General features: G+C 71.8%; 21 protein-coding genes. 10 read left to right on the forward strand and 11 right to left on the reverse strand.

All coding sequences use genetic code 11. The features are described from left to right. The first annotated feature begins 51 nt into the window (after nt 1–51). Nucleotides 52–1,482 (forward strand): pyruvate kinase, encoded by a 1,431-nt coding sequence (gene pyk / locus AC2TEW_RS11990; protein WP_033821714.1) that lies wholly within the window; start codon nt 52–54, stop codon nt 1,480–1,482. A gap of 80 nt (nt 1,483–1,562) precedes the next feature. Here pyk and AC2TEW_RS11995 read toward each other — a convergent pair whose 3' ends face one another. From AC2TEW_RS11995 to trxA, 4 genes are all read right to left on the reverse strand, one after another. Then, nucleotides 1,563–2,825 (reverse strand): hypothetical protein, encoded by a 1,263-nt coding sequence (locus AC2TEW_RS11995; protein WP_484623353.1) that lies wholly within the window; start codon nt 2,823–2,825, stop codon nt 1,563–1,565. Then, entirely contained in the window at nt 2,822–3,409 is a 588-nt protein-coding gene (locus AC2TEW_RS12000; RefSeq protein WP_484623354.1) for a DUF6114 domain-containing protein, read from the reverse strand. The genes AC2TEW_RS11995 and AC2TEW_RS12000 overlap by 4 nt, the downstream gene beginning before the upstream one ends. 125 nt (nt 3,410–3,534) lie before the next feature. Then, nucleotides 3,535–4,182 carry a DUF6230 family protein gene (locus AC2TEW_RS12005; RefSeq protein WP_484623355.1) on the reverse strand — a complete coding sequence of 216 codons (648 nt, stop codon included), beginning with the start codon at nt 4,180–4,182 and terminating at the stop codon, nt 3,535–3,537. A 582-nt stretch (nt 4,183–4,764) separates the two neighbouring features. Further along, complete coding sequence (gene trxA, locus AC2TEW_RS12010; RefSeq protein WP_484623356.1) at nt 4,765–5,772, reverse strand: thioredoxin; 1,008 nt, start codon at nt 5,770–5,772, stop codon at nt 4,765–4,767. A gap of 526 nt (nt 5,773–6,298) precedes the next feature. Here trxA and AC2TEW_RS12015 point away from each other — a divergent pair. After that, the gene (locus AC2TEW_RS12015; protein WP_484623511.1) at nt 6,299–6,874 is read left to right on the forward strand and encodes a TetR/AcrR family transcriptional regulator; all 576 of its coding nucleotides are present in this window, start codon (nt 6,299–6,301) and stop codon (nt 6,872–6,874) included. Nucleotides 6,875–7,256: 382 nt separating this feature from the next. Here AC2TEW_RS12015 and icmA read toward each other — a convergent pair whose 3' ends face one another. The 3 genes from icmA to AC2TEW_RS12030 all read right to left on the reverse strand — a co-directional run bounded on the left by icmA (nt 7,257) and on the right by AC2TEW_RS12030 (nt 10,145). Then, nucleotides 7,257–8,942 (reverse strand): coenzyme B12-dependent isobutyryl-CoA mutase large subunit, encoded by a 1,686-nt coding sequence (gene icmA, locus AC2TEW_RS12020; RefSeq protein WP_484623357.1) that lies wholly within the window; start codon nt 8,940–8,942, stop codon nt 7,257–7,259. Between the two features lie 252 nt (nt 8,943–9,194). After that, a complete protein-coding gene (locus AC2TEW_RS12025; protein ID WP_484623358.1) occupies nt 9,195–9,527 on the reverse strand; it encodes a DUF3817 domain-containing protein in 333 nt (110 codons plus the stop codon). A gap of 96 nt (nt 9,528–9,623) precedes the next feature. Next, a complete protein-coding gene (locus AC2TEW_RS12030; protein ID WP_484623359.1) occupies nt 9,624–10,145 on the reverse strand; it encodes a MarR family winged helix-turn-helix transcriptional regulator in 522 nt (173 codons plus the stop codon). Nucleotides 10,146–10,648: 503 nt separating this feature from the next. Between AC2TEW_RS12030 and AC2TEW_RS12035 the strand changes: the two genes are divergently transcribed. Beyond that, nucleotides 10,649–12,289 carry a M4 family metallopeptidase gene (locus tag AC2TEW_RS12035; RefSeq protein ID WP_484623360.1) on the forward strand — a complete coding sequence of 547 codons (1,641 nt, stop codon included), beginning with the start codon at nt 10,649–10,651 and terminating at the stop codon, nt 12,287–12,289. A gap of 342 nt (nt 12,290–12,631) precedes the next feature. Continuing rightward, entirely contained in the window at nt 12,632–14,248 is a 1,617-nt protein-coding gene (locus AC2TEW_RS12040) for a M4 family metallopeptidase (protein WP_484623361.1), read from the forward strand. Nucleotides 14,249–14,330: 82 nt separating this feature from the next. Here the strand turns inward: AC2TEW_RS12040 and AC2TEW_RS12045 are convergent, their stop codons facing one another. After that, the gene (locus tag AC2TEW_RS12045; RefSeq protein WP_484623362.1) at nt 14,331–14,660 is read right to left on the reverse strand and encodes a DUF3817 domain-containing protein; all 330 of its coding nucleotides are present in this window, start codon (nt 14,658–14,660) and stop codon (nt 14,331–14,333) included. A 253-nt stretch (nt 14,661–14,913) separates the two neighbouring features. Between AC2TEW_RS12045 and AC2TEW_RS12050 the strand changes: the two genes are divergently transcribed. The 5 genes from AC2TEW_RS12050 to AC2TEW_RS12070 all read left to right on the forward strand — a co-directional run bounded on the left by AC2TEW_RS12050 (nt 14,914) and on the right by AC2TEW_RS12070 (nt 18,714). Next, nucleotides 14,914–15,690 carry a DUF2127 domain-containing protein gene (locus AC2TEW_RS12050; RefSeq protein WP_484623363.1) on the forward strand — a complete coding sequence of 259 codons (777 nt, stop codon included), beginning with the start codon at nt 14,914–14,916 and terminating at the stop codon, nt 15,688–15,690. Nucleotides 15,691–15,794: 104 nt separating this feature from the next. Beyond that, entirely contained in the window at nt 15,795–16,433 is a 639-nt protein-coding gene (locus AC2TEW_RS12055; RefSeq protein WP_033824096.1) for an AIM24 family protein, read from the forward strand. Next, on the forward strand, nt 16,433–17,083 hold the full coding sequence (locus AC2TEW_RS12060; protein ID WP_033824095.1) for an AIM24 family protein: 651 nt from the start codon (nt 16,433–16,435) through the stop codon (nt 17,081–17,083). The genes AC2TEW_RS12055 and AC2TEW_RS12060 overlap by 1 nt, the downstream gene beginning before the upstream one ends. 155 nt (nt 17,084–17,238) lie before the next feature. Then, nucleotides 17,239–18,135, forward strand: a complete 897-nt coding sequence (locus AC2TEW_RS12065; RefSeq protein ID WP_484623512.1) for an AIM24 family protein — start codon at nt 17,239–17,241, stop codon at nt 18,133–18,135. Nucleotides 18,136–18,198: 63 nt separating this feature from the next. Continuing rightward, the gene (locus tag AC2TEW_RS12070; protein WP_051813932.1) at nt 18,199–18,714 is read left to right on the forward strand and encodes a MarR family winged helix-turn-helix transcriptional regulator; all 516 of its coding nucleotides are present in this window, start codon (nt 18,199–18,201) and stop codon (nt 18,712–18,714) included. Nucleotides 18,715–18,793: 79 nt separating this feature from the next. On the opposite strand, the gene AC2TEW_RS12075 is transcribed toward AC2TEW_RS12070, so the two are convergent. From AC2TEW_RS12075 to AC2TEW_RS12085, 3 genes are all read right to left on the reverse strand, one after another. After that, nucleotides 18,794–19,552, reverse strand: coding sequence for a hypothetical protein (locus AC2TEW_RS12075; RefSeq protein WP_484623364.1), 759 nt, complete (start codon nt 19,550–19,552; stop codon nt 18,794–18,796). Between the two features lie 70 nt (nt 19,553–19,622). Next, the gene (meaB, locus tag AC2TEW_RS12080; protein WP_484623365.1) at nt 19,623–20,582 is read right to left on the reverse strand and encodes a methylmalonyl Co-A mutase-associated GTPase MeaB; all 960 of its coding nucleotides are present in this window, start codon (nt 20,580–20,582) and stop codon (nt 19,623–19,625) included. 87 nt (nt 20,583–20,669) lie between these two features. Continuing rightward, on the reverse strand, nt 20,670–21,857 hold the full coding sequence (locus AC2TEW_RS12085) for an acetyl-CoA C-acetyltransferase (RefSeq protein ID WP_484623366.1): 1,188 nt from the start codon (nt 21,855–21,857) through the stop codon (nt 20,670–20,672). Between the two features lie 247 nt (nt 21,858–22,104). Here AC2TEW_RS12085 and mce point away from each other — a divergent pair, with 247 nt between their 5' ends. Beyond that, the gene (gene mce, locus AC2TEW_RS12090) at nt 22,105–22,539 is read left to right on the forward strand and encodes a methylmalonyl-CoA epimerase (protein ID WP_484623367.1); all 435 of its coding nucleotides are present in this window, start codon (nt 22,105–22,107) and stop codon (nt 22,537–22,539) included. Nucleotides 22,540–22,547: the final 8 nt, after the last annotated feature.

The raw sequence follows: 22,547 nt of genomic DNA on the forward strand, positions 1-22,547 counted from the left end.
TCAGGTTTCGAGCGGAATGCACCGATAACACGAACGGATAGACTGACCGATATGCGCCGAGCGAAAATTGTCTGCACCCTGGGTCCTGCCACGGACTCCTACGAACAGCTGAAGGCCATCGTCGAGGCGGGCATGAACGTCGCCCGACTGAACATGAGCCACGGCACCCACCCCGAGCACGAGGAGCGGTACCGCAAGGTCCGCCAGGTGGCCGAGGACACCGGCCGCACCATCGGGGTGCTGGCCGACCTGCAGGGCCCGAAGATCCGCCTGGCGACCTTCGCCAACGGTCCGGTGACCGTCGACAACGGCGACACCTTCACCATCACCACCGAGGATGTGCCCGGGGACCAGCACATCTGCGGCACCACCTACAAGGGCCTGCCCGGCGACGTGAAGCCCGGCGACCCGATCCTGATCAACGACGGCGTCATCGCCCTGGAGGTCGTCAGCGTCGACGGCCCGCGGGTGAAGACGGTGGTGGTCGAGGGCGGCGTGCTCTCGAACAACAAGGGCATCAACCTGCCCGGCGCGGCCGTGAACGTGCCCGCGCTCTCCGAGAAGGACAAGGACGACCTGCGGTTCGCGCTGCGGCTCGGCGTCGACATGGTCGCGCTCTCCTTCGTCCGCAACGCCGGCGACATCGACGACGTGCACAAGGTGATGGACGAGGTCGGCATCCGCGTCCCGGTCATCGCCAAGATCGAGAAGCCGCAGGCCGTCGAGGCGATGGAGGAGATCGTCCTCGCCTTCGACGCGGTCATGGTGGCCCGTGGCGACCTGGCCGTGGAGTACCCGCTGGAGCGGGTCCCGCTGGTGCAGAAGGAGCTCATCACGCTCTGCCGCCGCAACGCCAAGCCCGTCATCGTCGCCACCCAGATGATGGAGTCGATGATCCACGCCTCGCGGCCGACCCGCGCCGAGGTCTCGGACGTCGCCAACGCCATCCTGGACGGCGCGGACGCGGTCATGCTGTCCGCCGAGTCGAGCGTCGGCAAGTTCCCGGTCGAGACGGTCAAGACCATGAGCCGGATCGCCGAGACCGCCGAGCAGCAACTGGTCTCCCAGGGCCTGCAGCCGCTCAACCCGGGCCGCAAGCCGCGCACCCAGTCCGGCTCGGTCGCCCGCGCCGCCTGCGAGCTGGGCGACTTCCTGAACGGCAAGGCGCTGATCGCCTTCACCAAGTCCGGCGACACCGCCCGCCGGCTGTCCCGCTACCGCTCGCCGATCCCGGTGATCGCCTTCACCCCGGACTCCGCCACCCGCAACCAGCTGTCGCTCAGCTGGGGCGTCGAGGCGTACGTCACGGAGCAGGTGGCCACCACCGACGAGATGGTCGAGCAGGTCGACCGCGAGCTGCTGCGCCTGGACCGGCTCGCCGAGGGCGACACCGTGATCGTCACGGCCGGCTCGCCCCCCGGCATCCCCGGCACCACCAACATGGTCCAGGTCCACCACCTGGGCACCCGCGTCAAGAACTGACGCTCCCCGCACACGCCGAAGGGCGGCCCTCCCGGTCGGGGGCCGCCCTTCGGCGTACGGGCGGGGAGTGCGGGCGGCGGCTACTTGCCGACGTACGGCTCCTCGTCGTTGTAGAGCTTCATGCCGGGGATCTTGAGGGTGCCGCCGAACTGGCCGGCCTGGATCGCGGTGGCGCCGGTCAGCGTGATGTCCAGCGGGATCGGCACGCCGCTGAGCAGGTCCCACAGCCACTTCGGCAGGGTGTCCGGGGTCAGCGTGATCTCGCCGAGGTCGATCGGGATCGGCAGGCCGTAGATCTCCGAGAGGTGGCCGGACAGCCGCTCCACGTACATGGTGATCGGGCCGTTGCGCATGGTGGACGTGGAGTTGGGCGCGCTCTTCACGTGGAAGGTCAGCCCGGGTATCTGAATGGTCGACATGTCGAGATTGCCGATGTCGACGCTGCTGGTGGTGAACTTCAGCACCCGCTTGGTGCCGGTCGGCGTCTTCACGTCGTAGACGCCGTTGAAGACCGAGCCGTGCAGCGCCAGCCGGCTGGACTTGAGGGTCCAGTTCTGTTCGGGCACCACATGGCCGCTCGGTGCCGCCTTGGCCACCGCGCTGCGGGTGTCCAGCACGCAGTTCGGGCCGGCGGAGGCCGAGGCGGACGCAGACGGCGACGCCGTCTTCGCCTTGGCGGGGGCCTTCCCGGTCGCCGGGGCGGACGGCGACGGCGAGGCCGCCGGGGCGGCGGGCGGCGCCGGGTCGCTCTTGGGCGCCGGGGCCGACGGCGAGGCCGGGGCGGACGGCGAGGCGGACGCGGAGGTGTCGCCCTTGGGCGCGGGCGGCACCGGGGTCGGCGTCGCGGTCGCGCTCTTGGCCGTCCCCGGGTGGAAGACGCCGTTCACGATGTCGTCGATCAGGCCGGCCTGCTGCACGGCGCCGTGCACCGCCTGGCTGGTGTCCGAGGTGGTGTAGACGGCCGGGTCGGCCCGGTTGCCGGTGCTCTGCGGCGCCGCGGCGGTGGTGGACGCGGCCTTGGTGGCGGTGGAGCCGGACGCGGGGGCCGTGCCCTTCTTCGCCGCCGGGTCCTGGTTGGTGGAGGCGGTGTCCGGGACGACGTTGATCTCGCTCTGCGGGACCGGCGTCTCCTCGATCACCGTGTCCGGGGCGCTCGCACACGCCTTGTCGGACTTGGGCTCCGCCACCGCGAGCGTCGGCGTGTAGGCGGCGCCGACCAGCAGCGCGGTCGGCACGGCGGCGATGGCCAGCGCCCGTCCGCGCAGCCGGCCGCGGACCCCCGTGCGGGGCGCGGCGTGCCGCGGGCCCGGCAGCTGGGCCGAGGGCTCCTGGGGCTCGGTCACCGCGGCTCCTCGGGGTCGGCGGCCGCCGCGGCGGCGTCGGGGGCGGACGGCTGCGGCTGCCCGGCCGGGGCCGCGCCGTAGGCGAGCGGCCGGTCGGCCTCCTCGTGCTGCTGCTGGGGCAGGGCCGCGGTCTCCGGCTCGGCGGCGGCGGCCTCGGCCTCCGCCTCGGCCGGCAGCGTGCGCAGCGGCATCCAGGCGACCAGCAGACCGCCGGCGATCAGACCCGGCGTCACCCCGAGGCCGAAGCCGCCCAGGTTGGAGACCGGGATCGAGATCAGGGCGAGCAGCGTGGTGGCCACACCGCAGAACACCCGCACCACCGGCTGGAACCAGGCCGTCAGGCCGAGCGCGATCAGCAGGATGCCGATGATCAGCGAACCGGCACCCGCCGTGGTCGCCATCGCCATCGTCAGGCCGCCGATGGACAGCTTGGCGTAGGGGAAGTAGAGGATCGGGACGCCGGCCAGCATTGCCAGCAGGCCGCCCCAGAAAGGCCGGGTACGGCGCCAGGTACGGAATCCCGTCCGTACCCTCCGGTGGCCCGGCGTGGACTCGGGCCAGGCTTCGGCGGTTGCGCTGGACATGGTGCAGCTCCTCGACGTCTACGAGGTTGGGACTTGACGACACGGTCGGGGTGGCGGTGAACGCCCACCCCGACCGCAGGGCCCGTCAGGACGGTGCGCCGGACCGGCGCACCGTCAGGAGGGGCTTAGTAGCACTCGACGCCGGCGCCGGAGCCCTTGTTGATGTTGAGCTTCAGGCCGTTCAGCGTGAACGTGCCCGCCGAGGTCGCCCAGGCGGTCTGCTGCACGCCGGTCAGGTGCGCCCGGTCCGCGGCCTGGGCGAAGCCCTGGGCGCCGGTCGGCAGCTTGCCGCCCGAGGCCTTCAGCTTGCCGAGCGCGGTGCCGTCACCGGACGGGAGGGTGGAGGCGTCCTGGCCGATGTTGATGTTGGTGAACTCGGCGTCCGCGTTGAGCTGATTGAGGTCGATCAGCAGCTGCTTGGCGTCGACCGCCTTGTCGCCGTTGCCGGCGTTCAGCACCAGGGTCCACTTGCCGAGCGGGCCGAGGTCGGTGACGACCGACTGGCACAGGCCCTTGATGGAAGCGTGGTCGAACGACGAGATGGCGACCGGGTGCGGCGTGCCGTTGGCCTCGAAGTCGACACCGCCGAACTGCGAGAAGCCGGTGCCGTCCAGGTCGGCAGCGGTGACCTTGAAGCTCTGGCCCGACACGCTGAACGAGGCAGCCAGGGCGCTGTTGGCCAGGCTGACACCGATGGCGGCGGTCGCGGCGATGCTGGGGACCATCACGACGGCGAAGCGACGCCAGCGCGTCTTGCCGAAAGTCTGGGACATGCAGTCCTCCTTCTAGGACGTACATCTCCGGCCTGGATCCGGTGCGTCCCGCACTGGCCCGGCCCGGGATGGGAGAGAGCTACGTCCTCGGTAACGGAGAGCGCCCGACCGCCCTGGGGGACGGTCTCGGCGATCACCCCCGAGCGACAACCGACGGCCGCACGGGCTGCGCGACCGACATGAGGCCAGGAGCCGCGGTGTGGGATCTGCGGCTACCCCCCTGTCCTCCAGACACCGGCCGGGGCCGGCGGCTGCCCGGTGGGGATCCCTCGGATGAGGGACCGGGCGTCGCCGATGCTGCTTGAATCCCGGGCGAAGCACAAGAGGTGCGTTACTGACGGGTAATCCAACAACAGGTGCCGATGATCATGGAATCGAAGGCGCGACTACCCAGAGTGACATTCTGGAGAATTTGTGGCGCAGAAATCCGCACGAAACAGGAACGAAACACCCCTCCCCGGTCACCTGTGGTCACCGGGGAGGGGTTCTGTCAAGATTTGATAAAGCTCTGCGGGTGCGGCGGGAATGTCGCCAAATCACCGGCGACACCGCAGGTCATCTGCCGTGCCACCGGAGGTGCCGTCAGAACAGCACGCGGGCCAGCGCGGTACGCGCCGCGGCCACCCTCGGGTCCTCCGCGCCGATCACCTCGAACAGCTCCAGCAGCCGCAGCCGGACGGTGTCCCGGTCCTCGCCGAAGGTCCGCGCCACGGTCGACACCAGCCGCCCGAACGCGTCCTCGACATGACCGCCCACCAGATCCAGGTCGGCCGCCTCCAACTGCGCGGCGACGTCCTTCGGATCGGCCGCGGCCGCCGCCCGGACCGCCTGCGGGTCCATGCTCTCCACCCGGCGCAGCAGCTGCGCCTGGGCCAGGCCCAGCTTGGCCTCGACATGGCCGGGCCGGTCGGCGAGCACGTTCTGGTACGCCTGGATGGCGCCGCCCAGGTCACCGCGGTCCAGCGCGTCGTGCGCCGCCTCCAGCGCCGGATCGGCCGGCACCCGCGGTGCGGCCGGGCCCTCGCCCGCCTCGGCCCCGCCGTCCGGGACCGGCCCGCCGGCCTGGCCGCCGACGATGCCGAAGCGCTGCTCGGCGACGGCGATCAGCTGGTCGATGATCTTCCGGACGTTGGCCTCGTTCTCGGCGCCCTGGAAGAGCGGGACGAGCTGGCCGGCCACCACCGCCATCACGGCGGGGATGCCCTGGATGCCGAACTGCTGGGCGATCAGCTGGTTGGCATCCACATCGATCTTGGCGAGCACGATCCGGCCGGCGTACTCCTCGGCCAGCCGCTCCAGGATCGGACTCAGCTGCTTGCACGGGCCGCACCACTCGGCCCAGAAGTCGATCACCACCGGAACGTCGGCCGACCGCTGGACGACCTCCGTCTCGAAGGTCTCCTCGGTGACATCGATGACCAGCGGGAACGCCGGCGCGACGGGGTCGACCCCGGAGGCGGCGGCCTGACGGGCCCGCTCGGCCCTGGCCTGCTCGGCCTTCTGAGCTGCCTCGCCGGCGGCCTTGACGGCGGCGAGGTCGACCGCGCCGCGCAGGGCGGAGCTGTTGAGACGCGAATTCCGTGACTGCATGGCACCATCCTCCCCCGTCGACGCGGATGACGGGCGCCAACCGCCCGGAAAGAACGTGCCGAACCGTCCCCGCCCCTGCCGCCCGCCGCGCTGCGGGCACCTGCTCAACGCGTAGCCCTGCGTCCCGGTGCGGATCCCCACCCGCACCCGCGCCCGCCCGATCCCGTGGGCCGGGGCGCGTGGTTGTCGCTCTTTCGCTACGAGTCGTAGCGTATCTGCAACCCGGGCCGGTCCCGCAAGCCCCCCTCGGCCCGTACCGACGTGAGCTGCCCCACTTTCCCGGCCCACCCCGCTGCGGGGCCCCGCGGACGGTCGCTACGGTGGCAGTCCCGAAAAGTTACTTATCGGTAGAACGCGCTCGGTAGAACGCACGACGCAAGGAGGCTCGGTGGCCCCCACCACCCCGCAGCCCACCACCCCGCAGCAGGCCGCCCCGGCACCCGCCGCCCCCACGGACGAGGCGGCGGCCGGCGAAGCGCCCAGCCGCGGCAAGGGACGGCCGCGCAGCGCCACCGCCGACCGGGCCATCCTCGACGCCACCCGGGCCGCCCTCGCCGAGATCGGCTGGGGCGGGCTCACCATGGGGCACGTCGCGACCCGCGCGGGCGTCGCCAAGACCACCCTCTACCGGCGCTGGCCCTCCAAGAACGAGCTCGTGGTGGACGCCGTCGCCAGCCTCTTCGACGAACTGGAGATCGCCGACCTCGGCAGCCTGCAGGCCGACATCGAAGCCGTGGTCGCCCAGTTCGCGGACCTGCTGGCCCGGCCGGAGACGCAGGCCGCGCTGCTCGCGCTGTTCGCCGAGGGCAGCCGGGACCCGCAGCTGCGGCGGCGGATCCGGGAACGGATCGTCGACCCGCAGAAGCACCTGGTGCAGCTCGGGCGGGCCAATGCGCAGGCCCGCGGCGAACTCGACCCCGACCGGGACGAGGACACCGCCTGCGAGGAGATCGACATCATCTTCGACACCATCGCGGGGACGGTGGAGCACCGGATGCTGGTCAGCGGCGAGCCGATCAGCCCCGCCTGGATCCGCCGCTTCACCACCCTCCTCCTCAGCCCCCTCCCCGGCCTCACCGCCGCCCTCGCCGAGACCCCCTGAGGGGCGCGGCCAACCGCAGGGGGCGCGGGGCACCACAAGGGGCGGCGTACGGCGAGGGGCACGAGGGACTGCGCGCGGCGGCAGGGCACGGGCCTCACAGCCCGGAACGGCCGTGCACGGGTGCGTCCGACGCCGTCCGAAGCATCGCGCCCTACCGCCCTCGCGCAGTTCCCCGCGCCCCTGAAAAGGCGCGGCGTACGGCGAGGGGTGCGAGGAACCGCGCGGGGCGGCAGGGCACGGGCCTCACAGCCCGGAACGGCCCTGCATGCGGCCGTCCGACGCCGTCCTCAGCCCAGTGTGCTCCCGCCCTCGCGCAGTTCCCCGCGCCCCTGAAAAGACGCGCGCCCTGGAAGGCGCGGCCCTGGTGGGGTGTGCTCCGTGGTCAGAAGGAGGCGTTCTCGCGGTAGATGCCCCACTCGTCGCGGAGGGCGTGGCAGATCTCGCCCAGGGTCGCCTCGGCCCGTACCGCGCGCAGCATCGGGGGGATCATGTTCTCGCCCGAGCGGGCCGCGGCGAGCATGTCGGCCAGGCCGGCCTTGACCGCGGCGTCGTCGCGGGTGGCCTTGCGGGCGCCGAGCACCCGGACCTGCTCGCGTTCGACCTCGTGGCTGACCCGGAGGATCTCCAGTTCCTTGGTGACGCTGCCCGGGTGGCAGTTGACGCCGACGACCCGCTTGTCGCCCTTCTCGAGCGAGCGCTGGTACTGGAAGGCGGCCTCGGCGATCTCGCCGGTGAAGTAACCCTCCTCGATGCCGCGCAGGATGCCGGAGGTGATCGGCCCGATCGGGTGGTCGGCGCGGCCCTTGTCGAGGATCCGCTGGAAGATCTCCTCGGCCTGCGCCTCGATCCGGTCGGTGAGCGCCTCGACGTACCAGGAGCCGCCGAGCGGGTCCGCGACGTTGGTGACGCCGGTCTCCTCCATGAGCACCTGCTGGGTCCGCAGGGCGATCTCCGCGGCCTGCTCGGAGGGCAGCGCCAGGGTCTCGTCGAGGGCGTTGGTGTGCAGCGAGTTGGTGCCGCCGAGCACCGCGGACAGCGCCTCGACGGCGGTGCGCACCACGTTGTTGTACGGCTGCTGCGCGGTGAGCGACACCCCCGCGGTCTGGGTGTGGAAGCGCAGCCACTGCGCCTTGTCGGTCTTGGCGCCGAAGTGGTCGCGCATCCAGCGGGCCCAGATCCGGCGGGCGGCCCGGAACTTGGCGATCTCCTCGAAGAAGTCCAGGTGGGCGTCGAAGAAGAAGGACAGCCCGGACGCGAAGTCGTCCACGTCCATGCCGCGGGAGAGCCCGAGCTCGACGTAGCCGAAGCCGTCCGCGAGGGTGTAGGCCAGCTCCTGCGCGGCCGTCGCCCCGGCCTCGCGGATGTGGTAGCCGGAGACCGAGAGCGGCTTGTACGCCGGGATGTTGGCCTGGCAGTACTCCATCAGGTCGCCGATCAGCCGCAGGTGCGGCTCGGGGGCGAACAGCCACTCCTTCTGGGCGATGTACTCCTTGAAGATGTCGGTCTGCAGGGTGCCGTTGAGCACGCCGGGGTCGGTGCCCTGGCGTTCGGCCGCGACCAGGTACATGCAGAACACCGGCACCGCCGGCCCGCTGATCGTCATCGAGGTGGTGACCTCGCCGAGCGGGATGCCGCGGAACAGGATGTCCATGTCGGCGGCCGAGTCGATGGCGACGCCGCAGTGGCCGACCTCGCCGAGCGAGCGGCCGTCGTCGGAGTCGTAGCCCATCAGGGTGGGCATGTCGAAGGCGACCGAGAGGCCGCCGCCGCCGGCCTCCAGGATCATCCGGTAGCGCTCGTTGGTCTGCTCGGCGTTGCCGAAGCCGGCGAACTGCCGGATGGTCCAGGTGCGGCCGCGGTAGCCGGTGGGGTGCAGGCCGCGGGTGAACGGGTACTCGCCGGGCCAGCCGATCCGCTCGAACCCCTCGTACGGCAGGCCGGCGGCCGGACCGTAGACCGGCTCGACCTCGTCGCCGCTCAGGGTGGTGAAGTCCGCGTCGCGCTTGCGGGCCTTGTCGTACCGCTGCTGCCAGCGCTGGCGGCCGGCCTCGATCTCGTCGGCGTCCATGACTGCGAGCTCCACTCCGTGCGGCCGCCCGGGTCTCGGGGCGGATCGGCCAGTAGGACGTCCGGTGGGACGCCACTCCAAAGTACTCGGACGTCCTAGTATCTGTCGATGGCCCGCCGCGTACGCCGACGCCCCGCCGACGGGGCCGGGAACCTCGGGAGGCGGGCGGGCACCCGCGGGGGCGGGCCAGAACGGAAAGGCGCCCCCTCCCGGCCGGAAGGGGGCGCCTGGCAGAAGCCGAGCGAGTGCGGGTCAGGCGCCGACCGGCTGCGCGTCCTGCAGCAGCGGGGCCACCTCGCGGGAGACCTTGCGCTCCACGAAGAAGACGGCGGTCGGGATGGTGCCGGCCAGCAGCACCCAGGCGAGCTTGCCGATCGGCCACTTGGCCTTGGTGCCCAGGTCGAAGCCGAGCACCAGGTAGACCACGTACAGCCAGCCGTGCGCGATGCCGACGGCGGTAGTGAAACCGGCCGCGCCGGAGATGTCCAGCAGGTACTTGGCGATCACCCCGAGGGTGAGCAGGATCAGAAGGACGCCGGTGACGTACGCCAGCGCCCGGTAGCGGGTCAGCACACTCTGCTTCATGGCATCGAGGGTAACCGGCCCTACGGCCCGCCCCCGCCGCACCCCGGACCGCACGGCCGGGGGCCCGAGCCGGTCGGGTGCCGCGGGCCGGTCGGGTCAGGACCCGGTCTCGGGGTCGGCGAAGTCGCCGGCCCGGACCCGCAGCGGCCGCAGCAGGTCGAACACCTGGTGGCACTGGTCCTCGTCGTAGCCCTCCAGGCCGAAGTCGACGGCCATCAGCTCCCGGGTGGCCTCCTCCACCACCTCGCGGCCGCGCGCGGTGATCGAGGCGAGCACGCCGCGGCCGTCCAGCGGATTGGGCCGGCGGGCGACCAGGCCGGCCCGCTCCAGGCGGTCGACGGTGTTGGTGACGCTGGTCGGATGGACCATCAGCCGCTCGCCGATCTTGGAGAGCGAGAGCTCGCCGGTGCGGCTGAAGGTGAGCAGGACCAGCGCCTCGTAGCGGGCGAAGGTCAGCCCGTACGGTTTCACCACCGCGTCCACCCGGGACAGCAGGATCTGGTGCGCGCGCATCACCGAGGTGATCGCCGACATGGCGGGGACGCTTCCCCACCGGCGCTTCCAGAGCTCGTCGGCGCGGGCGATCGGGTCGAAGTCGAGTGCGAGGGGCTTGGCCACCGTCCCACCGTACCGGCGGCCGGGCGGGCGGGTAGCAGGTGTCCACGATGGTGGACAAGACCGACCCCTGGCGGGATCACGCCAGCAATTTCCTGGTCCGGACCAGCCCATTCAAAGCTGTTTATATTCGGGCAATATTCAGTTCTGTCAACGGAGTTGCCGGAATTCGACTGCCGTTCAGCCACTGTTCGGGCCGAAACCCCTGCCCAGGACAGCTCTTTGCCCGCATTTGACCGGTTCGGCGGGCGGTCGCCGCGCGGTCGCGCCGGCGGTCCGAGCTGGCGGGACATGGCCAACTCTTGCTGCAGACCTGTCATTTGATCAGCTTGATTGTCATGCTTCTGGCCAGCCCCGTTGGAGCACCGCCACCCCCACCCCGGCGGATGCCCCTGACCGCACGGAGCAGCACGTCAGCGTCCGTTCCGCCCCAGCAGGCACCAGGTCCGGTGCCCCGGAGCGAGGCGCGACCGCGCACTCGCGGTTGATCCGGAAGGAATCCGTACGTGAAGCGAAAGCTGACAGTCGGAGCCGTTCTCTCTGCCTCTGCGCTGCTCGCCGGCGTGATCCAGATCAGCGCGGGCGTCGCCCAGGCCGCGCCGGTGACCGCCTTCGGGCTCCCGGCCGCCGGCCAGCGCGCCGACCTGATCGCCCTTGCCGACGCCCAGGCGCCCGCCGCGGCCAAGGCCCTCGGCCTCGGCGCCCAGGAGAAGCTGGTCGCCAAGGACGCCGTCGTCGACGCCGACGGCGCCCGCCACCTGCGCTACGAGCGGACCCTGGGCGGCCTGCCGGTGCTCGGCGGCGACGTGGTCGTGCACCAGGACGCCAAGGGCGCGGTGACGTCGGTCGACCGCGCCGTCCAGGGCTCGGTCGCCCCCGCGACCGCCACCCCGAAGCTCTCCGCGGAGCAGGCGGCCGGGAAGGCCGCCGGCGCGGTGCAGGCCACCGTCGGGATCGCCAAGGACGCGGACGAGCCCGCGCTGGTCTCGGTCGAGGCCCCGAGCGGCGCCAAGCTGGTGGTCTGGGCCACCTCCGGCACCCCGCGCCTGGCGTACCAGACCACCGTCAAGGGCCTGCGCGCCGACGGCACCCCGAGCAGCCAGCTGCTGGTGACCGACGCCGCCACCGGCGAGGTGCTGTCCAGCCACGAGCAGGTGCAGACCGCCGCCGGCACCGGCAAGGGCGTGTTCGTCGGCAGCGTGCCGCTGACCACCACCCAGTCGGGTTCGACGTACCAGCTGAAGGACGCCGGCCGCGGCGGGATGTACACCACCAACCTGGCCAACAAGACCTCCGGCAAGGGCACCCTCTACACCGACGCCGACAACGCCTGGGGCACCGGCGCCGCCTCCAACACCCAGTCCGCCGCCGTGGACGCCCAGTTCGGCGCGGCCGCGACCTGGGACTACTACAAGAACTCGTTCGGCCGGCTCGGCATCCGCGGCGACGGCGTCGGCGCGTACAGCCGGGTGCACTACGGCAAGAACTACGTCAACGCGTTCTGGGACGACTCCTGCTTCTGCATGACGTACGGCGACGGTGACGGCAACAGCCACCCGCTGACCGAGCTGGACGTGTCGGGCCACGAGATGACGCACGGCGTCACCGCCAACACCGCGGGCCTGAACTACTCCGGTGAGTCCGGCGGCCTCAACGAGGCCACCAGCGACATCTTCGGCACCATGGTCGAGTTCTCCGCCAACCTGCCCAGCGACAAGCCGGACTACCTGATCGGCGAGCTGATCAACATCAACGGCGACGGCACCCCGCTGCGCTACATGGACAAGCCGTCCAAGGACGGCGGCTCGGCGGACTACTGGTCCTCGACCGTGGGCAACAAGGACGTCCACTACTCCTCGGGCGTCGGCAACCACTTCTTCTACCTGCTCGCGGAGGGCAGCGGCGCCAAGACCATCAACGGCGTCAGCTACAACAGCCCGACCTCCAACGGCTCCACGGTCACCGGCATCGGCCGGGACAAGGCGGCGGCGATCTACTACCGCGCGCTGACCGTCTACATGACCTCCACCACCAACTACAAGGCCGCTCGGACCGCGACCCTGAACGCGGCCAAGGACCTGTACGGCGCGACCTCCACCGAGTACAAGGCGGTCGCGGCTGCCTGGTCCGGCGTCAACGTCAACTGACGCGACGTCAGGACCGGCCCAAGGACGCGCGGCTGCCGGACCCTCCGGAGGGGAGGTCCGGCCGCCGCGCCGCCCGCGGTGCGTCCGGTATCGCCGGGTGCCGGCCACCGCGGGGCCGATCGGAATCTGCCAATTCTTGCCGCAGACCTGTCATTTGACGGAATGAATTGTCATGCTAATGCCCAGCCCCGTCGGGGCAGTCCGCCACCCCCACCCCCGGTGGACGCCCCTGACCGCACGGAGCAGCACGTCAGCGTCCGTTCCGCCCCGCTGGCACTAACCCCGGTGCCCCGGAACGAGGCGCGACCGCGCACACGCGGTTGATCCGGAAGGAATCCGCACGTGAAGCGAAAGCTGACAGTCGGCGCCGTCCTCTCCGCCTCGGCGATCCTGGCCAGCGCGATCCAGGTGAGTGCCGGCCTGGCCGAGGCCTCCCCCGCACCGGTGGCCGCCCAGCAGCGGGCCGCGCTGATCGCGCAGGCCGACGCCCAGGCGCCCGCCGCCGCCAAGGCCCTCGGCCTCGGCGCCCAGGAGAAGCTGGTCGTCAAGGACGCCGTCGTCGACGCCGACGGCACCCGCCACCTGCGCTACGAGCGCACCTTCGGCGGCCTGCCGGTGCTCGGCGGCGACCTGGTGGTCCACCAGGACGCCAAGGGCACCGTGAAGTCCGTCGACCGCGCCGTCCAGGGCTCGGTCGCCCCCGCCACGCTCAGCCCGAAGCTCACCGCCGCCCAGGCGTCCGCGGCCGCGGCCGGCGCGGTGCAGGCCACCGTCGGGACCGCCAGGGACGCCGACGAGCCCGCGCTCGCCTCGGCCGGCCAGGCCGGCGCCGCCCAGCTGGTGGTCTGGGCCGCCTCCGGCACCCCGCGGCTCGCCTACCGGACCACCGTCGGGGGCGTCCGCGCCGACGGCACCCCGAGCAGCCAGCTGCTGGTCACCGACGCCGCCACCGGCGAGCTGCTCTCCAGCGACGAGCAGATCCACACCTCCAACGCCACCGGCACCGGCTACGGCGTGTTCGACGGCACGGTGACGCTGACCACCAACTACACCGGCAGCACCTACCAGCTGAAGGACAACACCCGCGGCGGGATGTACACCGTCGACAAGAACGGCACCCTCTACACGGACGCCGACAACATCTGGGGCAACGGCCAGGCCTCCAACGGCCAGTCGGCCGCCGTGGACGCCCAGTTCGGCGCGGCCACCACCTGGGACTACTACAAGAACGTGCACGGGCGCAACGGCATCAAGAACAACGGCGTCGGCGCGTACAGCAAGGTGCACTACGGCACCAACTACGTGAACGCGTTCTGGGACGACGGCTGCTTCTGCATGACGTACGGCGACGGCTCCGGGAACACCCACCCGCTGACCGCCATCGACGTGGCCGGCCACGAGATGACCCACGGCGTGACCTCCGCCACCGCGGGCCTGAACTACTCGGGCGAGTCCGGCGGCCTCAACGAGGCCACCAGCGACATCTTCGGCACCATGGTCGAGTTCTACGCCAACCTGCCCACCGACACCCCGGACTACCTGATCGGCGAGCGGCTCAACCTGAACGGCAACGGCACCCCGCTGCGGTACATGGACAAGCCCTCCAAGGACGGCGCCTCCGCCGACTACTGGTCCTCCACCGTCGGCAACAAGGACGTCCACTACTCGTCCGGCGTCGCCAACCACTTCTTCTACCTGCTGGCCGAGGGCAGCGGCGCGAAGGTGATCAACGGCGTCAGCTACAACAGCCCGACCTACACCGGCACCGCCGTCACCGGCATCGGCCGGGACAAGGCCGCCAAGATCTGGTACCGGGCGCTGACCGTCTACATGACGTCGACCACCAACTACAAGGCCGCCCGCACCGCGACCCTGAACGCGGCCAAGGACCTGTACGGCGCCACCTCCACCGAGTACAACGCGGTGGCGGCGGCCTGGAAGGCCGTCAACGTCAACTGACGCCGACGGCGCCCCGCAGACCCGCGGCGGCCGGGATCTCCATCAGGGAGGACCCGGCCGCTGCGCCAATTCCCGGGGCGGCTCAGGCCGCGGCGGGCGCCTGCCGCCGGGCGGCCGGGTGCTCGCCGCGCTCCTCCTTGGCCAGCATCCGCTCGGCGAAGAACCCGCCGGTGGGCAGCACCGAGAGCACGAACAGCACGATGCCGCGCTTGGCGTCCCAGCGCTGCTTCTGCCAGGCCAGCGCCAGGAACACCAGGTAGAGGATGAACAGCACGCCGTGCACCATGCCCATCACCGGCACGGCGTTGAAGCTGGTGGTGCGCTTGAGCACCGAGCAGACCAGCAGCAGGATGAAGGACAGGCCCTCGGGGCCGGAGACAAGGCGCAGGCGGTGGACGGCGCTGCTCTTCACGGTGGGTCCTCACGGGGCGGTCGACGTGCCGACGGGGCGGGGCGCTTGTGAACCGACGCACAAGCCGCCACCCATTATCACCGACCGCACGCCCGGCGCCCGGGCGGGTCCCGCCGCCGGCCGGCGGCGCGGCCTTCGTCACAGCCGGGCCACGGATCGCGCGGCCGGCTCGGGTCCGGGCCCCCGTCCCCCCTATCCTGCTGGCGCGCGGTCTGACGGACAGGCCCGCCACGGATACGGGGGCCACTGCCAGATGTTCACGCTCGACTGGGACCGCCGGACCTGCTCCCGGCGCGGCCACACCACGTACGCGCCGACCGAGCCGGAGCTGCGCGAGCGGCTGCGCGCGCACACCGCGCTCGGCGACGCCTGGCGCTGCCTGCGCTGCGGCGACTTCGCGCTGGGCGAGCCGCACGGCGCGGGCCCGGCCGAGGACGCGCCGCTGGTGCCGCGCGGCCGGGCCCTGCGGGACCTGTTCATCCTGCGCTTCCTGGCGGTCGAGCGGGGGCTGCGCGGACTGCTGGTGCTGGTCGCGGCATGGGCGGTGTGGAAGTTCTCCAACAGCCAGGACGCGGTCCAGCGGATCTTCGACGAGAACCTGACCGTCTTCCGGCCGGTGGCCGACCACTTCCACTGGGACCTGGAGCACTCGCCGGTGGTGGACACCGTCCGCAAGGCCTTCGGCCACGAGCACCGGACGCTGCTGCTGCTGGCGGCCGGCCTGGTGGCGTACGCCGTGATCGAGGTCGTCGAGGCGGTCGGCCTGTGGATGAACCGGCGCTGGGCGGAGTACCTGGCCGTGGTCGCGACCGCCGCCTTCCTGCCGATCGAGGTCTACGAGCTGACCGAGCACATCAGCGTGCTGAAGATCTGCACCCTGCTGCTCAACGTCGTCGCGGTGCTGTGGATCCTGCTCTCCAAGCGGCTGTTCGGGCTGCGCGGCGGGCACGCCGCGTTCGAGGCCGAACGGCACTCGGCCTCGCTGCTGGAGGTCGAGCAGTCGGCCGGTGCGGTGCCTGTCAAGGCCTGACTACCAGGACAAATCCGGGCATAGCGCCGCCTTCTGTCGCAGCTGGGTACCGAATGGCCCGAGCCCTCTCCCCGCAGGGGGCCCGCTGCCGTTACATTCGCCCGGTGGCACAGTTTCGACTCCAAGGGTCCAAGGTGCTCGCCGTCGACATGACGGGCGACACCGTCAAAGCACGCAACGGGACGATGGTCGCCTACACCGGGCAGATGGGCTTCAAGAAGCTCTCCGGTGGCGGCGACGGGCTGCGGGGCATGGTCACCCGCAGGCTGACCGGTGAACAGATGGTGGTGATGGAGGTGAAGGGGCAGGGCACCTGCTTCTTCGCCGACAAGGCCAGCGAGGTCAACCTGGTGCGGTTGAACGGCGAGACGCTCTACGTCGAGGCCGAGAACCTGCTCTGCACCGAGGCGACCCTGCACACCGGCACCAGCTTCACCGGCCTCAACGGGATGGCGTCCGGCAACGGCCTGTTCACCACCAAGGTGGAGGGACACGGCTGGGCGGCGCTCACCTCCCGCGGTCCGGCGATCATCCTGCGGGTGACCCAGGGCACCCCGCTGCGGGTCGACCCGGGCGCGTACATCGCGCACACCGGGAACCTCAACCGCAGCCTGAAGTCGGGTGCGGGCTGGACCACGCTGATCGGCGAGGGCGGCGGCGAGGCGATGCAGGTGGAGTTCGCCGGCGAGGGCCTGGTCTACGTGCAGCCCTCCGAGAAGATGACCTTCGGGGGTGACGTCTGATGCCGTTCAACAAGATCAACAACAAGATGGTCGAGGCTCAGCTGCTGCCCGGCCAGAAGGTCTTCAGCCAGCGCGGCGCCATGCTCGCGTACACCGGCGAGGTCTCCTTCACGCCGAACGTGATGGGCGGCCAGGGCGGTGTGATGTCGATGATCGGCCGCCGGGTGGCCAACGAGGACACCCCGCTGATGACCGTCGAGGGCCACGGCAAGGTGATGTTCGGCCACGGCGGCCACAACGTCCAGGTGATCGACCTGACCGGCGACACCCTCTACGTGGAGGCCGACCGGCTGCTCGCCTTCGACGGCTCGCTGCAGCAGTCGACCATGTTCATGGGCCAGCAGGGCGGCGTGATGGGCATCGTCCGCGGCCAGGTGACCGGCCAGGGCCTGTTCACCACCAAGCTGGACGGCCACGGCTCGGTCGCCGTGATGGCGCACGGCGGCGTGTTCGAGCTGCCGATCGGCCCCGGCCAGCCGGTGCACGTCGACCCGCAGGCGTACGTCGCGCACCGCGGCCAGGTGACCAACAAGCTGTCCAGTGCGCTGGGGTGGCGCGACATGGTGGGCCGCGGCTCGGGCGAGGCGTTCCAGCTGGAGCTGTCCGGCCACGGTGTGGTGTACGTGCAGGCGAGCGAGGAGAAGCTCTGATGTCCTACCCGCCGCAGCCCCCGTACGGCCAGCAGCCGTACCCGCCCCAGCAGCCCTACGGCCAGCCGCCGCAGCCGTACGGCCAGCCGCAGCCGGGGCAGCCGCCGTACCCGCAGCAGGGCTACGACCAGTCGTACCAGCAGACCCAGGCCGCCATGCCCGGCCAGCCGTACGGCGCCCCGCCGCCGCAGCAGCCCTACGGCCAGCCGCCGCAGGGCGCGTACGGCGCCCCGCTGCCGTACGCCGCGCCGGGCACCGAGGGTCCGACCGTGCACGACGCGCACACCCTGCCGGTGAACGACAACGTCAACCCGTACGCCTTCTCGGTGGACCTCAACGGCGCGTACTACCTGCAGAAGGGCAAGATGATCGCCTACTACGGCGACATGCGCTTCTCGGGCATCGGCCGCGGGGTGATCGACCAGATGCTGGAGCGGAACTTCAACTCCCCGCTGCACGCCTCGGACTGGGTGGTCGCCGAGGGCCGCGGCAAGCTGCTGCTGGCCGACCGGGCGTTCGACCTGAACTCCTACGACCTGGAGAACGGCAACCTGACGGTCCGCTCGGGGAACCTGCTGGCCTTCGAGCCGACCCTGCAGCTGAAGCAGTCGATCATCCCGGGCTTCCTCACGCTGATCGGCACCGGCAAGTTCGTGGCGGCCTCCAACGGGCCGGTGCACTTCGTCGAGCCGCCGATCCGGGTCGACCCGCAGGCGCTGGTCGGCTGGGCGGACTGCCCCGCGCCGTGCCACCACTACGACCACGGCTACATGCACGGTCTGATCGGCGGCCTGCGGCACCTGACCGGGCTCGGCGGCGCCTCCGGCGAGGAGCACCAGTTCGAGTTCATCGGGGCCGGGCAGGTGCTGCTGCAGTCCAGCGAGAAGCTGATGGCCGAGCGCTCGGTGGGCGTGGTGCACGCGGAGGCCGGCGTGCCCGGCAGCGGCGTGCCGCACCAGCAGCCGGGCGGACACGGGCAGCAGCAGCTGCCGAACGTGAACATCCCGGGCCTGGGCAACCTCGGTGACCTGGGCCGCCGGTTCGGGCTCTGAGCCGCGCCCGACCGGCCCGCCGTACATTGTACAACTTTTAACAATCCGGGTTATGCTGGCGCCATGGAAACGAACCTGACCGAAGCGCCGGCGGTCTCCGCCTCCGAGTCCGAGGCGGAGACCCCCTGGCTCACCGCCGCGGAGCAGCGGTTCTGGCGTGCCCATCTGGAGGTCAGCAAGCTCCTCGACTACCAGCTCGGCCGGGAACTGCAGCCGCACAACCTCGCCATCAACGACTACGAGATCCTGGTGGTGCTCTCCGAGGCCCCGGACCGGCGGATGCGGATGACCGACCTGGCCACCGCGACCCTCCAGTCCAAGAGCCGGCTCTCGCACCAGATCACCAGGATGGAGGCGGCCGGCCTGGTCCTGCGCCAGGAGTGTCCGGGCGACCGCCGCGGCCTCTACGCCAACCTCACCGAGCTCGGCTGGGACACCATGCAGAAGGTCGCCCCGGACCACGTCCGCAGCGTCCGGCAGCACTTCGTCGACCGCTTCACGCCGGAGCAGATCGACGCGATGTACCAGGCGCTGGCCCCGGTCGCCGAGCACCTGCGCAACCTCCGCGGCCGGGGCTGACCGGCCGGAGACCGACCGGCCGGCCTCCCGGCGCAGGCCGGTGGCCGCAGCCGGTGCGGCGGCCGGTGGTCCCGCGGGCTCAGAAGCGGCCGCTGCCCAGCACCTGGCCGTTGGCGGCGAGCACGGTGACCACGCCGTTGGCCGCGTGCTTCCACTCGGTGAAGGCGGTGACCAGCAGCTCCCCCTTGGCCGCGGCGGCCAGGAAGTCCTCGTCCAGGTCGGTGAGCACGTTGACCATGGCCGAGGAACCGTCCAGCCGGGCCGGCAGCGTCACCTTCTGGACGTGCTTGACCGCCGCCTTCTGGGCCGCGGTGCCGTTGGCCGCGACGAAGGCCTTGAACTCCTCGGCCGAGGCAGCCGGGCTCGGCGGGCTCGGCAGGACGGGCGCCACCGTCGCGGTGACGGTGGCGGTGACGGTGACCGCCGGCGCCGGCCGGGTCGGCGGGCAGTCGGCCGCCGGGCGCGCGTGGAACGCGACGGCGGAAGCGGGCCGCTCCCCGCAGGTCCCGGCTGCCGCCGCGGCCGGAGAATCGTTCCTGCCGTGCCCTGCCCAGCCGGCCGCCACTCCCACCAGGAACACCAGCGCGGCCGCGGCCACCCCGGTCGCCGCGATGACGGCCTTGCGGGCCGCGCCGGACGGCGCCGGACGGAACCCGGGCGGCGGCGCGGCGTACGGCGAGGGGTAGCCGTACGGATCGGGCGCGGCGGGTGCCGCGAAGGGCGGGACGGCAGGTGGGACCGGGGCGGCGGCCGCCTCGGGCACAGCGGGCGAAGGCGCGGCAGGGGAAGGCGCGGCTGGGGTGGGCGCGGGCGACGACTGGGGCTCGGGCGTGGTCACAGCCCAAGATCGTAGAGAGCCCGCCCCCGGTGGCGGCGCCCGGGGCGGGCACCGCCGCGGGCGGGTGGGCTCAGCCGGCGCCGGTCAGGTCGGCGACCAGCTGGTCGGCCGCGCCGTACGGGTCGAGTTCGCCCGCGGCGACCCGCTCGGCCAGCGCCGACAGCCGCCGGTCGCCGCGCAGGTCGCCGATCCTGGCCCGCAGTGCGGCCAGCGCGATGGCCTGCACCTCGTCGGCGGCGCGGCGGCGGCGCCGGGCCGCGAGTTCGCCGCTGGCCTCCAGCCAGGCGCGGTGCTTCTCCAGCGCCTCGACCACCTCGTCCATGCCCTCGCCGCGGGCGGCGACCGTCTTGACGATCGGCGGGCGCCAGTCCCCCGGCTCGCGGGACTCGCCGAGGCCGAGCATGTGGTTGAGCTCGCGGGCGGTGGCGTCGGCGCCGTCGCGGTCGGCCTTGTTGACCACGAACACGTCGCCGATCTCCAGGATCCCGGCCTTGGCGGCCTGGATCCCGTCCCCCATGCCGGGGGCCAGCAGGACCACCGTGGTGTCGGCCTGGGCGGCGATCTCCACCTCGGACTGGCCGACGCCGACCGTCTCCACCAGGATCACCTCGCAGCCGGCCCCGTCCAGCACCCGCAGCGCCTGCGGGGCCGCCCAGGACAGCCCGCCGAGGTGGCCGCGGGTGGCCATGGAGCGGATGAACACCTCCGGGTCGGTGGCGTGGTCCTGCATCCGGACCCGGTCACCGAGCAGCGCCCCGCCGGAGAACGGCGAGGACGGGTCGACCGCCAGCACCCCGACCCGCTTGCCGAGCCGCCGGTACGCGGAGACCAGCGCGGAGGTCGAGGTGGACTTGCCGACCCCCGGCGAGCCGGTCAGCCCGACCGTGTAGGCCTGCCCGGTGTACGGGGTCAGCGCGGCCATCACCTCGCGCAACTGCGGGGCGGCGTTCTCCACCAGCGTGATCAGCCGGGCGACGGCCCGCGGCCGGCCCTCCCTGGCCTGCTCGACCAGCGTGGCGACATCGACCATCAGCGTGCTCCTCGATCGGGAACGGGACTGCTCGCCGGGACGGTGTCGTCCCGGCGAGCAGCCCCGGTGTCAGTGTCGGCCGGCCGGTCAGGCCTTGGGCACCCGGACGATCAGGGCGTCGCCCTGGCCGCCGCCGCCGCACAGCGCGGCCGCGCCGACGCCGCCGCCGCGGCGCTGCAGCTCCAGCGCCAGGTGCAGCACCACGCGGGCGCCGGACATCCCGATCGGGTGGCCGAGCGCGATCGCGCCGCCGTTGACGTTGACCTTCTCCTCGGTGATGCCGAGGTCCTTCATCGACTGGTGGGCGACGGCCGCGAAGGCCTCGTTGATCTCGACCAGGTCGAGGTCGGCGACCTCCAGGCCCTCCTTGGCGAGCGCGTGCTTGATCGCGTTGGACGGCTGCGACTGCAGCGAGTTGTCCGGGCCGGCCACGTTGCCGTGGGCGCCGATCTCGGCGATCCAGCTCAGGCCCAGCTCCTCGGCCTTGGCCTTGCTCATCACGACCACGGCGGCGGCGCCGTCGGAGATCTGCGAGGAGGTGCCGGCGGTGATGGTGCCGTCCTTGGTGAAGGCCGGGCGCAGCTTGGCCAGGGTCTCGACCGTGGTGTCGCCGCGGATGCCCTCGTCCTGGGCGAACAGCACCGGGTCGCCCTTGCGCTGCGGGATCTCTACCGGGACGATCTCGGCCTCGAAGACGCCGTTCTTCTGGGCGGCGGCGGCGCGCTGGTGGGAGAGCGCGGCGAGGTGGTCCTGCACCTCGCGGCCGATGCCCAGGCGGGTGTTGTGCTTCTCGGTGGACTCGCCCATCGGGATGTTCTCGTAGGCGTCGGTCAGGCCGTCGTAGGCCATCGCGTCCAGCAGCTCGACGGCGCCGTACTTGTAGCCCTCGCGGGACTTGGGCAGCAGGTGCGGGGCGTTGGTCATGGACTCCTGGCCGCCGGCCACCACGATGTCGAACTCGCCGGCCCGGATCAGCTGGTCGGCCAGCGCGATGGCGTCGAGACCGGAGAGGCAGACCTTGTTGATGGTCAGCGCCGGGACGTTCATCGGGATGCCGGCCTTGATGGCGGCCTGGCGGGCCGGGATCTGGCCGGCCCCGGCCTGCAGCACCTGGCCCATGATCACGTACTGCACCTGCTCGCCGGTCACGCCCGCCCGCTCCAGCGCGGCCTTGATGGCGAAGCCGCCGAGTTCGGCGCCGGAGAAGCCCTTGAGCGAGCCGAGCAGCCGGCCCATCGGGGTGCGGGCACCCGCGACGATCACTGAGGTAGTCATGGGACGAGCTCCTTCGCGCGTCATGGCCAGGAGAGGGTGTGGGGATGCGGCTCAATGTACTGACGTGTAACCCCGCCGTCACCGGCGCGAGGGTGTGATCAGTGGCACTGGCACTGCCCAGTCAACACCGTGTCAGGGCGCGGCGAGTGAATTGTGAGCAGGCTCGCACGCCGCGTGGTGGCGCCGGCCTGCCGCGATGCGCTGCACTGGTGGCCCCGTCCGACCGACCGCGCCCCCGGAGGCCGTCATGCTGACCCGTATCGACCACATCGGCATCGCCTGCTTCGACCTCGACAGGACGGTGGAGTTCTACCGTGCCACCTACGGCTTCGAGGTGTTCCACTCCGAGGTGAACGAGGAGCAGGGCGTCCGCGAGGCGATGCTGAAGATCAACGACACCGGTGACGGCGGCGCCTCGTACCTGCAGCTGCTGGAGCCCACCCGCGAGGACTCCACGGTCGCCAAGTGGCTCGCCAAGAACGGCGAGGGCGTGCACCACATCGCGTTCGGCACCGCCGACGTCGACGGCGAGGCCGCGGACATCCGCGCCAAGGGCGTGCGGGTGCTGTACGACGAGCCGCGGATCGGCTCGATGGGCTCGCGGATCACCTTCCTGCACCCGAAGGACTGCGGCGGGGTGCTGACCGAGCTGGTGACCTCGGCGGCGCCGCAGGAGCACTGACCGCATAT

This window comes from Kitasatospora sp. NEAU-CNBT7 (genome assembly GCF_057220535.1).